The organism is Vibrio sp. TRT 29B02, assembly GCF_050113655.1.
Taxonomy (GTDB): Bacteria; Pseudomonadota; Gammaproteobacteria; order Enterobacterales; family Vibrionaceae; genus Vibrio.
In genome coordinates, this window is sequence record NZ_JBNJOJ010000024.1 from 47361 (window position 1) to 63377 (window position 16017).

Annotated in this window: 19 protein-coding genes; all 19 read left to right on the forward strand. The window is 45.1% G+C overall.

From position 1 onward, the window contains the following. Positions 1–70 precede the first annotated feature (70 nt). The 19 genes from ACQEXT_RS14955 to atpG all read left to right on the forward strand — a co-directional run bounded on the left by ACQEXT_RS14955 (position 71) and on the right by atpG (position 15993). Positions 71–742 (forward strand): amino acid ABC transporter permease, encoded by a 672-nt coding sequence (locus ACQEXT_RS14955; protein WP_138972861.1) that lies wholly within the window; start codon positions 71–73, stop codon positions 740–742. Continuing rightward, positions 739–1476 carry an amino acid ABC transporter ATP-binding protein gene (locus ACQEXT_RS14960; RefSeq protein ID WP_138972862.1) on the forward strand — a complete coding sequence of 246 codons (738 nt, stop codon included), beginning with the start codon at positions 739–741 and terminating at the stop codon, positions 1474–1476. Before ACQEXT_RS14955 ends, ACQEXT_RS14960 begins: the two co-directional genes overlap by 4 nt. Positions 1477–1706: 230 nt before the next feature. Next, positions 1707–1841: a 50S ribosomal protein L34 gene (rpmH, locus tag ACQEXT_RS14965; protein ID WP_005378825.1), complete on the forward strand. Its 135-nt coding sequence runs from the start codon at positions 1707–1709 to the stop codon at positions 1839–1841. 46 nt (positions 1842–1887) lie between these two features. Continuing rightward, entirely contained in the window at positions 1888–2211 is a 324-nt protein-coding gene (gene rnpA, locus ACQEXT_RS14970; protein ID WP_239928257.1) for a ribonuclease P protein component, read from the forward strand. After that, entirely contained in the window at positions 2178–2435 is a 258-nt protein-coding gene (yidD, locus tag ACQEXT_RS14975) for a membrane protein insertion efficiency factor YidD (protein WP_138972864.1), read from the forward strand. Before rnpA ends, yidD begins: the two co-directional genes overlap by 34 nt. Positions 2436–2437: 2 nt before the next feature. Next, positions 2438–4057 (forward strand): membrane protein insertase YidC, encoded by a 1620-nt coding sequence (gene yidC, locus ACQEXT_RS14980; protein WP_138972865.1) that lies wholly within the window; start codon positions 2438–2440, stop codon positions 4055–4057. A gap of 119 nt (positions 4058–4176) precedes the next feature. Next, positions 4177–5538, forward strand: a complete 1362-nt coding sequence (mnmE, locus tag ACQEXT_RS14985) for a tRNA uridine-5-carboxymethylaminomethyl(34) synthesis GTPase MnmE (protein ID WP_426952803.1) — start codon at positions 4177–4179, stop codon at positions 5536–5538. Between the two features lie 52 nt (positions 5539–5590). Next, positions 5591–6025: an FMN-binding protein MioC gene (mioC, locus tag ACQEXT_RS14990; protein WP_138972871.1), complete on the forward strand. Its 435-nt coding sequence runs from the start codon at positions 5591–5593 to the stop codon at positions 6023–6025. Positions 6026–6503: 478 nt separating this feature from the next. Then, positions 6504–8399, forward strand: coding sequence for a tRNA uridine-5-carboxymethylaminomethyl(34) synthesis enzyme MnmG (gene mnmG, locus ACQEXT_RS14995; protein ID WP_331417313.1), 1896 nt, complete (start codon positions 6504–6506; stop codon positions 8397–8399). Beyond that, the gene (gene rsmG, locus ACQEXT_RS15000; protein WP_426952805.1) at positions 8399–9031 is read left to right on the forward strand and encodes a 16S rRNA (guanine(527)-N(7))-methyltransferase RsmG; all 633 of its coding nucleotides are present in this window, start codon (positions 8399–8401) and stop codon (positions 9029–9031) included. Before mnmG ends, rsmG begins: the two co-directional genes overlap by 1 nt. Before the next feature lie 14 nt (positions 9032–9045). Continuing rightward, a complete protein-coding gene (locus ACQEXT_RS15005; RefSeq protein WP_138972874.1) occupies positions 9046–9819 on the forward strand; it encodes a ParA family protein in 774 nt (257 codons plus the stop codon). 24 nt (positions 9820–9843) lie between these two features. Continuing rightward, positions 9844–10725, forward strand: a complete 882-nt coding sequence (locus tag ACQEXT_RS15010; RefSeq protein WP_426952808.1) for a ParB/RepB/Spo0J family partition protein — start codon at positions 9844–9846, stop codon at positions 10723–10725. 187 nt (positions 10726–10912) lie between these two features. Next, entirely contained in the window at positions 10913–11302 is a 390-nt protein-coding gene (locus ACQEXT_RS15015) for a F0F1 ATP synthase subunit I (protein WP_239928256.1), read from the forward strand. Between the two features lie 8 nt (positions 11303–11310). Next, entirely contained in the window at positions 11311–12123 is an 813-nt protein-coding gene (gene atpB / locus ACQEXT_RS15020) for a F0F1 ATP synthase subunit A (protein WP_006879253.1), read from the forward strand. Between the two features lie 59 nt (positions 12124–12182). Then, a complete protein-coding gene (atpE, locus tag ACQEXT_RS15025) occupies positions 12183–12437 on the forward strand; it encodes a F0F1 ATP synthase subunit C (RefSeq protein WP_002540812.1) in 255 nt (84 codons plus the stop codon). Positions 12438–12509: 72 nt separating this feature from the next. Beyond that, on the forward strand, positions 12510–12980 hold the full coding sequence (gene atpF / locus ACQEXT_RS15030) for a F0F1 ATP synthase subunit B (RefSeq protein WP_331417311.1): 471 nt from the start codon (positions 12510–12512) through the stop codon (positions 12978–12980). Between the two features lie 14 nt (positions 12981–12994). Then, on the forward strand, positions 12995–13528 hold the full coding sequence (atpH, locus tag ACQEXT_RS15035; RefSeq protein ID WP_269378252.1) for a F0F1 ATP synthase subunit delta: 534 nt from the start codon (positions 12995–12997) through the stop codon (positions 13526–13528). Positions 13529–13541: 13 nt separating this feature from the next. After that, the gene (gene atpA, locus ACQEXT_RS15040; protein WP_331417310.1) at positions 13542–15083 is read left to right on the forward strand and encodes a F0F1 ATP synthase subunit alpha; all 1542 of its coding nucleotides are present in this window, start codon (positions 13542–13544) and stop codon (positions 15081–15083) included. 43 nt (positions 15084–15126) lie between these two features. Beyond that, complete coding sequence (gene atpG / locus ACQEXT_RS15045) at positions 15127–15993, forward strand: F0F1 ATP synthase subunit gamma (protein WP_269378249.1); 867 nt, start codon at positions 15127–15129, stop codon at positions 15991–15993. The last annotated feature ends 24 nt before the right edge of the window (positions 15994–16017 follow it).

Below are 16017 nucleotides of genomic sequence, written 5' to 3' on the forward strand. Positions count from 1 at the left end.
TGCCTCCCTTCATTTGCAGTGGGTTTTGCTTTTCTAATGCCGTCATTTATTTAATCAATGGGACACGTTTATGGGATTCGATTTTAATTACATGCTGGATCTGATGCCGATACTGCTTAAGTATTTAGGCACAACCATGGAAATGGCGACATGGGGACTGGTATTTTCACTGTTCCTTGCCGTGATTCTGGCCAATATTCGCGTGTTTCGCATCCCGGTTCTCGATCAACTGAGCCAGCTTTATATTAGCTTCTTCCGCGGTACGCCTCTATTGGTGCAGTTGTTTCTGCTCTACTACGGATTACCTCAAGTCTTCCCATGGTTAGTTGGGTTAGATGCATTTAGTGCAGCGGTCATCGGCTTAACTTTACACTTCGCTGCATATATGGCCGAAAGCATTCGAGCAGCCATCATTGGTATCGATCGCAGTCAGATGGAAGCTAGCTTGTCAGTCGGCATGACGACGACTCAAGCGATGCGCCGTATCATCCTACCGCAAGCGACACGCGTAGCACTACCATCACTAATGAACTACTTCATCGATATGATTAAATCAACCTCGCTTGCTTTTACCTTAGGTGTGGCTGAAATCATGGCTAAGGCGCAAATGGAAGCCTCATCGAGTTTCCGATTTTTTGAAGCCTTCTTGGCGGTAGCGCTAATCTACTGGGGTGTCGTGGTTATCCTGACTCGTATTCAAATCTGGGCTGAAGCTAAACTGAATAAGGCATACGTAAGATGATCAAATTAGAGAACATCCATAAAAGCTTTGGTGATACACAAGTATTAAAAGGCATTGATATTGAGATCAACCGGGGTGAGATCATTGTCATTATCGGCTCGAGTGGCACTGGAAAATCGACTCTTTTGCGCACTGTAAACTTTTTAGAGAATGCGGACAAAGGCATCATTACCATCGATGACGTCAGCGTCAACGCTGAAAAACACTCTAAATCAGAAGTATTGGCTCTGAGACGTAAAACAGGCTTCGTATTCCAAAACTATGCCCTATTCGCGCATATGACAGCGAGACAGAACATTGCTGAAGGCTTAGTTACCGTGCGCGGTTGGAAGAAGAGTGATGCACTACAGCGCGCTCAGCAGATTCTCGATGATATCGGCCTAGGCGATAAAGGCGATAGTTATCCAGCTGCGCTTTCAGGGGGCCAACAACAGCGTGTGGGTATTGGTCGAGCTATGGCACTTCAACCAGAGCTGCTGCTATTTGATGAACCAACATCAGCACTTGATCCCGAATGGGTTGGCGAAGTTCTTAATTTAATGAAGGACTTAGCGACAAAACACCAGACTATGTTGGTGGTGACACACGAAATGCAATTTGCTAGAGAGGTCGCTGATAGAGTGATCTTTATGGCGGAAGGAACAATTGTTGAGCAAGGTTCTCCACAGGATATTTTCACTAATCCACAAGATCCTCGTTTGCAAAAGTTCCTACGACAGGTAGGCGCTGAGTAAAGATCATCAACAAGGATCGATCGATCCTTGAGATTTTGCTCACACTACGTATAATCGCTCGGCCGGAATTTAGCACTCGCACAGAGATTGACACTTTGTGTGACTGTGATTACAATTCCGCCTCTTTGTTGAGAGGCGTCGGTTAGTCCTCTTTATATATAAAGAAGACGTTAAGCGCCCACGCCGGGTTAACATTGACCTAAAACTACTGATCAGTAAAGGTAATTATCATGAAACGCACTTTTCAACCTACAGTTCTAAAGCGCAAGCGTACTCACGGTTTCCGTGCTCGCATGGCAACTAAGAACGGTCGTAAAGTAATTAATGCACGTCGTGCTAAAGGCCGTGCGCGCCTATCAAAATAATCATTAGTTTATTTTGAATACGTACACGTTCAATCGGGAGTTACGTTTGTTAACTCCCGAGCATTATCAAAATGTCTTTCAGCAAGCTCATCGAGCTGGCTCACCTCATTTCACCATCATTGCTCGTAAAAATAGCCTATCTCATCCTCGACTAGGTTTAGCCGTTCCCAAGAAACAGATCAAAACCGCAGTAGGTCGTAACCGTTTTAAGCGCCTTGCTCGTGAAAGCTTTCGTAACAATCAACATCAACTTGCTAACAAAGATTTTGTTGTTATTGCCAAGAAAAGCGCGCAAGATTTGAGCAATGAAGAAATATTCAAACTATTTGATAAGTTATGGCAGCGTCTGTCTCGCCCTTCACGTGGTTAGCGATCGGATTTGTCCGTCTCTATCAAGGCCTAATTAGTCCGCTTATTGGACCGCGTTGTCGTTTTACTCCAACCTGTTCTACTTATGCCATTGAAGCGTTGAAAGCTCACGGTTTTGTAAAAGGGTGTTGGTTATCAAGCAAACGTCTATTAAAATGCCATCCTTTGAATGAAGGGGGGTATGACCCCGTTCCACCAGTCCAAAAACAAGACAGAGATAAATAACGATGGATTCTCAACGTAATATCCTGTTAATCGCGCTAGCACTGGTTTCTTTCTTATTGTTCCAGCAATGGCAAGTTGCAAAGAATCCAACGCCTCAGCCGGTTGAGCAGGCTCAATCAAGCAGTACTCTACCTGCACCATCTTTTGCGGACGAGCTAGATCCAGCTCCAGCGCAGCAAGCTTCTGCTAAAATGATTACCGTGACAACTGATGTATTGACTCTGTCGATTGATACGGTTGGTGGTGATGTTATTCAGGCAGACCTTAACCAATACTCAAACGAGTTGGATTCATCGGATCCATTCGTACTGCTTAAAAACGAGCCAGGACACCAGTTCATTGCTCAGAGTGGTCTAGTTGGTCCTCAAGGTATCGACCTTAGCAGCACTAACCGCCCTCTATACGCAGTAAACGGTGATAGCTTCGCTCTAACTGATGGCCAGGACGAACTACGCGTCCCAATGACATTTACTGCCAATGGCCTTGAGTACACGAAGACGTTCATTGTTAAACGTGGCAGCTACGCTGTTGACGTTGAATACGATATCGTCAACAAGTCAGGCAACAATGCGACATTCGGTATGTACGCTCACCTACGTCAAAATCTACTTGACGCTGGTGGCAGCATCACAATGCCAACATACCGTGGTGGTGCGTACTCAACAGAAGATACTCGTTACAAGAAGTACAGCTTCGAAGATATGCAAGATCGCAACCTGTCTCTCAACCTAGTTGACGGCCAAGGTTGGGCAGCCATGATTCAACACTACTTCGCATCAGCATGGATTCCACGCAATGAGCCAGGTACTAACCTTTACACACGTGTAATCGGTAATCTTGGTGACATCGGTGTGCGCATGCCGAACAAAACGATTGCAGATGGTGACAGTGCTAACCTTAAAGCAACACTTTGGGTTGGTCCTAAACTTCAAGACCAGATGGCTGAAGTTGCACCAAATCTAGATCTAGTAGTGGATTACGGTTGGCTATGGTTTATTGCTAAACCACTACACTCATTACTTTCATTTATCCAAAGCTTTGTTGGTAACTGGGGTGTCGCAATCATCTGTTTGACGTTTATTGTTCGTGGTGCGATGTATCCACTAACTAAAGCACAATACACGTCTATGGCGAAAATGCGTATGCTTCAGCCTAAGCTGCAAGCAATGCGTGAACGCATTGGTGATGACCGTCAGCGTATGAGCCAAGAGATGATGGAACTGTATAAGAAAGAGAAAGTGAACCCACTTGGTGGCTGTTTACCTCTTATTCTACAAATGCCAATCTTCATTGCACTGTACTGGGCGCTAATGGAATCTGTAGAGCTACGTCATTCACCATTCTTTGGTTGGATCACAGACCTTTCAGCCCAAGACCCGTACTACATCTTGCCACTGCTGATGGGTGCATCTATGTTCATGATTCAGAAGATGAGCCCAACCACAGTAACGGATCCGATGCAGCAGAAGATCATGACCTTCATGCCGGTTATGTTTACCTTCTTCTTCCTGTTCTTCCCATCAGGTTTGGTTCTTTACTGGCTAGTATCGAACGTAGTAACGCTAATTCAACAGTCGCTAATTTACAAAGCGCTGGAGAAAAAAGGCTTACACTCTAAGTAACCTTTAAGCGGAATTAACTGTGAAAGGCGACCTAAAGGTCGCCTTTTTTATTTGAGCTGATTACAATTCAGCTAAACATGATTTGCCACTATCGGCATACAAATAAGACAGGCACATTTATGACAACTGATACCATTGTTGCTCAAGCAACCGCCCCTGGTCGTGGTGGCGTCGGCATTATTCGAGTATCCGGCCCATTGGCATCAAAGGTTGCGCTGGAAATTACCGGCAAAGAACTTCGTCCTCGATACGCGGAATACCTGCCATTTACCGCCGAAGATGGTAGCCAACTTGATCAAGGTATTGCGCTGTTTTTCCCAAATCCCCACTCGTTTACCGGAGAAGATGTATTAGAACTTCAGGGGCATGGTGGACCAGTCGTTATGGATATGCTGATCAAACGTATCCTAAAAATATCAGGGATACGAACAGCACGTCCTGGTGAGTTCTCTGAACGCGCCTTTCTCAACGATAAGCTAGACCTAGCACAAGCAGAAGCCATCGCTGACCTTATTGATGCAAGTTCAGAAGAAGCAGCAAAATCAGCGTTACAGTCGCTTCAAGGCGCATTCTCATCACGAATCAACACATTAGTTGAATCTTTGATTCACTTGCGTATCTATGTTGAGGCTGCAATTGACTTCCCAGAAGAAGAGATCGACTTCTTAGCTGATGGCAAAGTTGCTGCCGACTTACAAACGATTATCGACAATCTTGCTGCGGTCCGTAAAGAAGCCAATCAAGGTGCGATCATGCGCGAAGGGATGAAAGTTGTCATTGCAGGCCGACCAAATGCGGGGAAATCAAGCTTACTCAATGCACTCTCAGGTAAAGAATCCGCCATCGTAACGGACATTGCCGGTACGACGCGTGACGTGCTTCGAGAGCACATTCATATCGATGGTATGCCTCTTCATATCATCGATACAGCAGGTCTACGTGACGCATCTGATGAGGTAGAGAAAATCGGTATCGAACGAGCATGGGAAGAGATTAGTCAAGCTGACCGCGTACTGTTTATGGTGGATGGTACGACAACCGATGCCACCGATCCGATCGAGATCTGGCCAGATTTTGTCGATCGTTTACCAAGCAATATTGGTATGACGGTGATCCGCAATAAAGCCGATCAAACGGGTGAGGAGCTGGGTATATGTCATGTCAATGATCCTACTCTTATTCGTCTATCAGCCAAAACAGGAGCGGGTGTTGAATCTCTGCGCACACACCTCAAAGAGTGTATGGGCTTTGCTGGTGGGCATGAGGGAGGCTTTATGGCTCGACGTCGCCACCTAGAAGCACTAGACAGAGCCGCTGAACACTTAGATATAGGCCAGCAGCAACTAGAGGGTTACATGGCCGGAGAAATCTTAGCTGAAGAGCTACGCATCACCCAGCAGCATCTCAGAGAGATCACTGGCGAGTTTAGTTCTGATGACCTACTCGGTCGTATTTTCTCTTCTTTCTGTATCGGTAAATAACATCAAGCGCGGCTCCACCAGCCGCGTTTTTCGTCATTAAAAAGGAACATTCATGATCCATATTATTACAGGCAGCACGCTAGGTGGCGCAGAATACGTAGGTGACCACCTCAGTGATATCTTAGTTGAGAATGGCTTCGAAACTCAGGTCCATAACCAACCTGAGCTATCTGAGATAGAGAATCAAGGTACTTGGCTGATTATCACGTCGACTCATGGTGCGGGTGAATATCCAGATAATATCCGTCCATTTATTCAAGCGCTACAAGATACCCCACCTAAAATGAGTGAAGTGAAGTTTGCGACAATCGCGATTGGGGACTCAAGTTATGACACCTTCTGTGCCGCAGGTTTGCATGCCCACCAACTTCTTGAAGACATAGGCGCAACGGCTATTACTGATTGTTTAACCATCGATGTACTCAGTCATGATGTGCCTGAAGATGCAGCAGAAGAATGGCTGAATGAGCTAATTCCGCAACTCTAATCGCTAACAAAGTGGCCATTCTCAAGGCCACTTTTCCTATCTACTACTGCTTTGTGAATAACTTTTCTTACTTCCCCGTGTACTGTTTGCTCATATTTTAGCCGCTCAGGCTGTGGATAAAGTTAGATCTATCCGGTGATTAACCTATAGTTATCCCAATAACAACTCTGATCCTTTTTTACCCCTGTGAATAACCATCATTTTTGATCCCAGCTAATCCTCGATCTGATCAAGGTAAGATCACATGATATGATCCAAATAAGATCCATGATCTTGTTGATCATTTTTGAGTTATCCACAGAAGAGGCCGATCTTAATAATAGATCTAATAAAAGATCATATATATAGATCTTATATATATAAGTGATTTGCTCCTTTGTATGAAAAGAGTCAAAAGCATTTTCTCTCTCGTTGAAAGAAGGTAGAATAGCGCTCTTTTTCTCTATCCAACTCTCTATTGAATATCTGAGGTCGGTTCATGCTTTATCACGAAAAATTTGACGTCATTGTTGTGGGTGGCGGTCACGCAGGAACGGAAGCCGCACTCGCATCTGCTCGTACTGGGCAAAAGACGCTTTTACTCACGCACAACATCGATACACTTGGCCAAATGTCATGTAACCCAGCGATTGGTGGCATCGGTAAAGGCCACTTAGTGAAAGAGGTTGATGCTATGGGTGGCCTAATGGCCGAAGCGATCGATCATGCGGGTATTCAATTTAGAACACTTAACGCATCTAAAGGCCCTGCGGTACGTGCAACTCGCGCTCAAGCAGACCGCGCGTTATACAAAGCGTACGTCCGTCGCACACTCGAAAATGCACCAAATTTGACGTTGTTCCAACAGTCGGTTGATGATCTGATCGTAGAACAGGATCAAGTGGTCGGTGTCGTGACACAAATGGGTCTTCGCTTTCAAGCCAAAGCGGTTGTGCTGACAGTAGGAACATTCCTCGGTGGTAAGATCCACATCGGTATGGAAAGTTCGTCAGGTGGTCGTGCTGGAGATCCACCATCGATCGCCCTTGCTGATCGTCTTCGTGAAATGCCATTCCGAGTAGACCGACTAAAAACGGGGACACCTCCACGTATTGATGCCCGTAGTGTCGATTTTTCAGAGTTAGAAGTTCAGCATGGTGATAACCCTGCGCCTGTTTTCTCATTCATGGGGAATCGCTCGCAGCATCCACGTCAGATCCCATGTTACATCACGCATACTAACGAACAGACGCACGACGTTATTCGTAATAACCTAGATCGCAGCCCAATGTACGCTGGTGTTATTGAAGGTATTGGACCTCGTTACTGCCCTTCAATTGAAGACAAAGTGATGCGTTTTGCCGATAAGAACAGCCACCAAATCTTTATCGAACCTGAAGGTCTTGATACTCATGAGTTGTATCCAAATGGTATTTCGACAAGTTTACCATTTGATGTTCAGGTACAAATTGTTCGTTCAATGAAAGGTTTTGAAAATGCTCATATCGTTCGCCCAGGCTACGCTATTGAGTATGATTTCTTTGACCCTCGTGATTTGAAACAGACTTACGAAACCAAATTTATTAATGGTTTGTTCTTTGCTGGCCAAATCAATGGTACGACAGGCTACGAAGAAGCGGCAGCACAAGGCTTGATGGCTGGTCTTAACGCGAGTTTGTACAGTCAGGACAAAGAAGGCTGGAGCCCTCGTCGTGATCAGGCATACATGGGCGTGCTTATTGACGACCTATCGACGATGGGAACGAAAGAACCTTACCGTATGTTCACTTCTCGTGCTGAATATCGTCTGCTATTGCGTGAAGATAACGCGGATTTACGTTTGACTGCCCAAGCTCGAGATTTAGGTTTAATTGATGATGTTCGTTGGGCCCGCTTCAACCAAAAAATCGACAATATGGAGACAGAACGTCAGCGTCTAAAAGAGATTTGGATGAATCCTAATTCTACAGGTGTTGATGCTCTTAATGATCTTTTGAAAACACCAATGGCTCGTGAAGCGAGTGGTGAAGATCTTCTTCGTCGTCCAGAGATCAGTTATTCGCAACTGACAGAATTGGAAGCGTTCGCTCCGGCGCTTGAGGATCAACAAGCTGCTGAACAAGTGGAAATTCAAGTTAAGTACGAAGGCTACATCAAACGTCAGCAAGAAGAGATTGAGAAATCTCTTCGTCATGAGCACACTAAGCTTCCTGTTGATCTTGATTACCGTTCTGTTAAAGGTTTATCTAATGAAGTTGTTGCTAAATTAAGCGAAGCCAAACCAGAAACCTTAGGCATTGCCTCTCGTATTTCTGGTATCACGCCTGCGGCAATTTCGATTTTGCTGGTTCATTTGAAAAAGCATGGCATGCTGAAAAAAGGTGAGGAAGAGTAATGTCTCAATTACGCACTCAACTCGACTCGCTAATCGCTCAAACGACGCTTGAAGTTTCAGAGCAGCAACGTGATCAGCTCGTTGGCTACGTTGAAATGCTCAACAAGTGGAACAAAGCTTACAACCTAACATCTGTTCGAGATCCACAAGAGATGCTTATTAAGCATATTATGGACAGTATTGTTGTTAGTACTCACTTACAAGGTAGTTCCTTTGTTGACGTAGGTACCGGCCCTGGTTTGCCTGGCATTCCTTTGTCGATAATGAACCCAGACAAACAATTCGTGCTACTTGATAGCCTTGGTAAGCGCATCCGCTTTATCAAGCAGGTTCTGCATGAACTTAAAATTGAAAACGTGACTCCGGTTCAAAGTCGAGTTGAAGAGTATCAACCTGAAGAGCTGTTTGATGCTGTACTGAGCCGAGCATTTGCATCGATGACCGATATGGTTGAGTGGTGTCATCATCTGCCAAAAACGGATGGCGGGTGTTTTCTTGCTCTGAAAGGACAATTACCACAGAGTGAGATTGAACAGCTACCTGAGTGGTGTTCTGTGACCGACATCAAAGCTTTGAGCGTTCCTCAATTGGAAGGTGAGCGTCATCTAGTAATCTTATCGCGCAAGGAATAAAAGCGAGGTTCATTGTGGGAAAAATTGTAGCAATCGCCAACCAGAAAGGCGGGGTTGGTAAGACAACAACATGTATCAACCTAGCCGCATCGATGGCCGCGACCAAACGTAAGGTCTTGGTGATTGATCTCGACCCGCAAGGCAATGCCACGATGGCGAGTGGCGTCGACAAGTATCAGGTCGATGCCACTGCGTACGAACTCTTAGTTGAAGAAGTTCCGTTTGACGAAGTTGTATGCCGTAAAACCTCGGGCAATTATGACTTAATTGCTGCGAATGGCGATGTGACGGCCGCTGAAATCAAGCTGATGGAAGTCTTTGCTCGTGAAGTTCGTTTAAAGCATGCGTTGGCATCAGTTCGCGATAACTATGATTTCATCTTTATCGATTGTCCTCCTTCTCTAAACCTTCTTACAATCAACGCTATGGCCGCCGCTGATTCGGTTTTGGTTCCAATGCAGTGTGAGTATTTTGCACTAGAAGGTTTAACCGCGTTAATGGATACGATTAGCAAGTTGGCAGCTGTTGTTAACGAGAATCTAAAAATTGAAGGGTTGTTGCGCACTATGTATGACCCTCGCAACAGGCTATCAAACGAAGTATCTGATCAACTTAAAAAGCACTTTGGCAACAAGGTGTACCGCACTGTTATTCCTCGCAATGTTCGCTTAGCAGAAGCGCCAAGTCATGGTAAGCCTGCTATGTATTACGACAAATACTCTGCGGGCGCAAAAGCTTACCTAGCCTTGGCGGGAGAGATGCTTCGCCGCGAAGAAGTCCCTGCATAACGACAACCAAAGGAATTCCGTCTCATGTCTAAACGTGGTTTAGGTAAAGGGCTTGATGCCCTGCTTTCAACCAGCTCACTAGCGCGCGAAAAGCAAATGAGTGCCTTGCATAGCCAAGAGCTTTCATCGGATGGCAATCTGACTGATTTGAATATTAACTCCCTGAAACCTGGCGTTTATCAACCACGTAAAGAGATGGAGCCAGAAGCTCTGGAAGAGCTCGCCGCTTCAATCGAGTCTCAAGGAATTATTCAGCCTATCGTTGTGCGTCAGGTTCAAGGCGATAAATTCGAGATTATTGCTGGTGAGCGTCGTTGGCGAGCTGCCCGTAAAGCCGGTTTAAAACAAGTGCCGTGTGTGGTGAAAAATGTCGACGATCGCGCAGCAATCGCAATGGCATTGATCGAAAATATTCAGCGCGAAGATCTGAATGTTATCGAAGAAGCGGTGGCATTAGATCGTCTTCAGGAAGAGTTTAATCTTACTCACCAGCAAGTTGCGGACGTTATTGGCAAATCTCGTGCTGCGGTGAGTAACTTATTACGTCTAAATCAGCTCGAAAATGACGTAAAGAGTTTGGTTTCGAACCGCCAACTGGATATGGGGCATGCTAGAGCCTTGTTGGCGCTAGAAGGTGAGCAGCAAGTAGACATTGCTCAACTGGTCGCAAAGAAGAAAATGACGGTTCGTCAGACAGAGCAATTAGTTAAAAAGTGCTTACAGCCAGAGCCTGAAGCGAAAAATGAGCCGCAAGACTCTGAAGCACAACAAATGTCACAAAAATTGAGTGAAATGCTTGGTGGTAAAGTGGCAATTGTGAGAGGTAGTAACGGCAAGTCGAAAGTAACGATTAGTCTTGATGAACCTCACAAATTAGAGCAACTAATTGCCAAGCTCGAAAGCTAAATGAGATAATTGATCTCAGTCAATATATGTAAAAAACGAATTTTTGTGCGAAAGTTGTCGGTTTGTAAACAAAATTGTAACTTTTTGCGGTGTTTTAATTGCAATCAGTTTGGCTCACCGTATAATTTTCGCCAATTTCCCAGCCCAGAGGTAGTTAAGCTGTGGATTTTACTAGAGGTACGAATACATGGTAGCTGCGTTAGCTAGACCAGGACGAGAGCTTGCAAAGCAATTGTTAATGATCCAGCTTAGCGCGGTTACACTATTGGCAGCAGGAATGGCAGTTGCTGTGAATGCTGAATGGGGACTTTCAGCGCTGATTGGTGGTGGCATATTTGTTATTGCTAATGCGGTATTTGCGCTGTGTGCTTTTATGTTTAGCGGAGCTCGCGCTGCAAAGCGTATCGCGGCCTCTTTCTACACGGGCGAAGTACTTAAAATCCTCATTACGGTGGTTCTTTTTACCGTTGCCTACATGTATATGCAGGTGGAACTTGTTCCCCTAAAGCTAACCTATTTGCTGGCTCTAGGTATTAATATCTGTGCGCCAGTGCTATTCATTAACAACAAAAAATAGGATGAGTTATGGCTGCGCCAGGTGAAGCGCTAACGTCATCCGGATACATTGCCCACCACTTATCAAACCTTTCTTTAGCTAAGTTAGGATTGGTAGCGGATGAAGCAAGTTTCTGGAACGTACATATCGATAGCCTGTTTTTTTCTTGGTTTACTGGTTTAATCTTCTTAGGAATTTTTTACAAAGTAGCGAAGAGAACTACAGCGGGTGTACCGGGTAAGCTTCAGTGTTTTGTTGAAATGATCGTTGAATTTGTCGCGGAAAACGTCAAAGACACGTTCCATGGACGCAACCCACTGATCGCGCCTTTAGCACTGACTATCTTTTGTTGGGTATTTTTGATGAACGTGATGGACTTAGTTCCGATCGACTTCTTACCTTACCCAGCAGAGCATTGGCTTGGTATTCCTTACCTTAAGGTTGTACCGTCAGCTGATGTTAATATCACCATGGCTATGGCTCTAGGCGTTTTTGCTCTGATGATTTACTACAGCATCAAAGTGAAAGGTCTAGGTGGATTCGCAAAAGAACTTGCTTTACATCCATTTAATCACCCAGTGATGATTCCGTTTAACCTACTAATTGAAGTTGTATCGCTACTAGCGAAACCTCTATCACTTGGTATGCGTCTATTCGGTAACATGTTCGCAGGTGAGGTTGTATTCATTCTTTGTGCGGCAATGCTACCATGGTACTTACAATGGATGGGTTCACTACCGTGGGCAATCTTCCATATCTTGGTTATTACGATTCAGGCTTTCGTGTTCATGATGTTGACAATTGTTTACCTGTCAATGGCACACGAAGACAGTGATCATTAATTTTATTTTAAAAGCTTTTTATTTGGGCACTAGCCAACAACTATAAATTGGAGATAGTAATGGAAACTTTACTGAGCTTTTCTGCAATCGCCGTAGGTATTATCGTCGGTCTTGCTTCTCTTGGTACAGCGATTGGTTTCGCACTTCTAGGCGGTAAATTCCTTGAAGGTGCTGCACGTCAACCAGAAATGGCTCCTATGCTACAAGTTAAGATGTTCATCATCGCTGGTCTACTTGATGCGGTTCCTATGATCGGTATCGTAATCGCACTTCTATTCACTTTCGCGAACCCATTCGTTGGTCAACTAGGTTAATCACTTTTAACTGTGGGCAAACTTCGGTTTGTCGTTGATTAACACTAAGTCCGAATAGAAGGGGTAGCTGTTGTGAATATGAACGCAACTCTGCTAGGTCAAGCAATCTCGTTTGCACTATTTGTGTGGTTCTGCATGAAGTATGTATGGCCACCATTGATGCAAGCGATTGAAGAACGTCAGAAGAAAATCGCTGACGGTCTACAAGCAGCTGAACGTGCTGCTAAAGACTTGGGTCTAGCACAAGCAAACGCTTCTGAGCAGTTGAAAGAAGCGAAGCGCACAGCAACTGAGATCATCGAGCAAGCGAACAAGCGTAAAGCTCAAATTCTAGATGAAGCTCGTGAGGAAGCTCAGACTGAACGTCAGAAAATCCTTACTCAAGCAGAAGCTGAACTTGAAGCCGAACGCAACCGTGCGCGTGATGAACTGCGCAAACAAGTTGCAACTCTGGCTGTAGCTGGTGCTGAGAAAATCCTTGAGCGTGCTATCGATAAAGATGCGCAAAAAGATATTCTCGACAACATTACTGCAAAACTTTAAGTCTGGGGGCGCATATGTCTGATTTGACTACAATCGCACGCCCCTATGCTAAAGCAGCCTTCGACTTTGCGGTAGATAAAGGCCAACTAGACCAATGGGGTCAAATGTTGTCTTTTGCTGCTGAAGTCGCTAAGAACGAACAAATGAAAGAGCTCTTAACGGGTTCTGTTTCAGCAGACAAACTTGCTGAAATATTTGTTGCAGTTTGCGGCGAACAAGTTGATGCGCATGGTCAGAACCTTTTGAAGGTAATGGCTGAGAATGGTCGCCTAGCGGCCCTTCCTGATGTATGTAAGCAGTTTATTGCTCTTAAAAAAGAGCATGAGAAGGAAATTGATGTGGAAGTTATTTCTGCATCTGAACTTTCTGATGAACAACTTGCAAATATCAGCAGCAAACTTGAGCAGCGCCTTGAGCGCAAAGTAAAGCTGAATTGCAGTGTAGATGAGACCCTACTTGGTGGGGTTATAATTCGAGCCGGAGACTTAGTCATCGATAATTCAGCGCGTGGTCGTTTGAACCGCCTGAGCGATGCATTGCAGTCTTAATGGGGATTGGAGCATGCAACTTAATTCCACGGAAATTAGCGATCTAATCAAACAACGTATCGAGTCATTCGATGTTGTTAGTGAAGCTCGCAACGAAGGTACTATCGTATCGGTAAGCGATGGTATCATCCGCATTCACGGCCTAGCGGACGTGATGCAAGGTGAAATGATTGAATTACCGGGTGGCCGTTATGCACTAGCACTTAACCTTGAGCGTGACTCGGTTGGTGCGGTAGTAATGGGTCCATATGCTGACCTTAAGGAAGGCATGAAAGTTACAGGTACTGGACGTATTCTTGAAGTACCAGTTGGTCCTGAATTGCTTGGCCGTGTTGTAAACACGCTAGGTGAGCCAATTGATGGTAAAGGTCCAATCGAAGCGAAACTGTCTTCGCCTGTAGAAGTAATCGCACCAGGTGTAATCGACCGTAAATCGGTAGATCAACCTGTGCAAACTGGTTACAAATCTGTTGACTCAATGATCCCAATCGGTCGTGGTCAGCGTGAGCTAGTAATCGGTGACCGTCAGACTGGTAAAACAGCGATGGCGATCGATGCGATTATCAACCAGAAAAACTCTGGTATTTTCTCAATCTACGTAGCAATCGGTCAGAAAGCATCGACTATTGCTAACGTGGTTCGCAAACTGGAAGAGCACGGCGCGCTAGCTAACACTATCGTTGTTGTTGCATCTGCTTCTGAATCTGCAGCGCTACAATACCTAGCGCCATACGCAGGTTGTGCGATGGGTGAATACTTCCGCGATCGCGGTGAAGATGCACTGATTGTTTATGATGATCTATCTAAGCAAGCGGTAGCTTACCGTCAGATCTCTCTACTACTAAAACGTCCACCAGGCCGTGAGGCATTCCCAGGTGACGTATTCTACTTACACTCGCGTCTACTAGAGCGTGCAGCTCGTGTAAACGAAGCGTATGTAGAGCGTTTCACTAACGGTGAAGTGAAAGGTAAGACTGGTTCTTTAACTGCTCTACCTATCATTGAAACTCAAGCAGGTGACGTTTCAGCATTCGTACCGACTAACGTAATCTCGATTACCGATGGTCAGATCTTCCTACAAACTGAGCTATTCAACGCAGGTGTACGTCCAGCTGTTGACCCAGGTATCTCAGTATCTCGTGTAGGTGGTTCAGCGCAGACGAAAATCATCAAGAAGCTATCAGGCGGTATCCGTACTGCACTAGCTCAGTACCGTGAACTAGCAGCGTTTGCTCAGTTCTCTTCTGACCTTGATGAAGCTACGAAGAAACAGCTAGACCACGGTCAAAAAGTTACAGAACTAATGAAGCAGAAGCAGTACGCTCCAATGTCTGTATTTGACCAAGCGCTAGTAATCTTCGCTGCAGAGCGTGGCTATTTAGCAGATGTTGAACTAAGTAAACTGCTAGATTTCGAATCGGCTCTACTATCGTACGCTCGCGGTCAATACGCTGATTTCGCAGCTGAGATCGACAAGACGGGTGCATACAACGATGAAGTTGAAGCTCAGCTTAAGAAGCTGACTGATGACTTCGTAGCAACCCAAACTTGGTAATAGGTCGGTGGCAGTCTCTGCCACCAACTAATGGAGAGTAACGATGGCCGGCGCAAAAGAGATACGTAATAAAATCGGTAGTGTTAAAAGCACGCAGAAAATTACGAAAGCGATGGAAATGGTAGCAGCTTCAAAAATGCGTCGTTGTCAAGACGCAATGGAAGCTTCTCGTCCATACGCTGAAACAATGCGTAAAGTGATCGGTCACGTAGCAAACGCGAATCTAGAGTACCGTCATCCGTACCTAGAAGAGCGCGAAGCGAAGCGAGTTGGTTACATCATCGTTTCTACAGACCGTGGCCTGTGTGGTGGTTTGAACATTAACGTGTTCAAGAAAGCAATCACCGATATGCAGGCTTGGAAAGAGAAAGGTGCTGAAGTTGAACTAGCACTTGTTGGTTCTAAAGCGACATCCTTTTTCAACAACAGTGGCGCTAAAGTAGCTGCTCAAGTTTCAGGCCTAGGTGATCAACCTAGCCTAGAAGACTTAATCGGTTCTGTAAGCGTAATGCTAAAGAAATACGATGAAGGTGAATTGGACCGTCTGTATGTTGTTTTCAACAAGTTTGTGAACACCATGGTTCAACAACCAACGATCGATCAATTGCTACCTTTGCCTAAATCAGACAGCAAAGAGATGCAGCGTGAGCATTCATGGGACTACATCTATGAGCCTGAACCAAAACCTCTACTCGATACACTTCTAGTGCGTTACGTAGAGTCTCAGGTATACCAAGGTGTTGTTGAGAACCTTGCTTGTGAGCAAGCGGCTCGAATGATTGCAATGAAGGCTGCAACCGATAATGCAACAAACCTGATTGAAGACTTAGAACTTGTGTACAACAAAGCCCGTCAGGCTGCGATTACACAAGAACTGTCTGAAATCGTTGGTGGTGCAGCTGCGGTTTAAGCATAGGTAAAACGAAATAGTTTA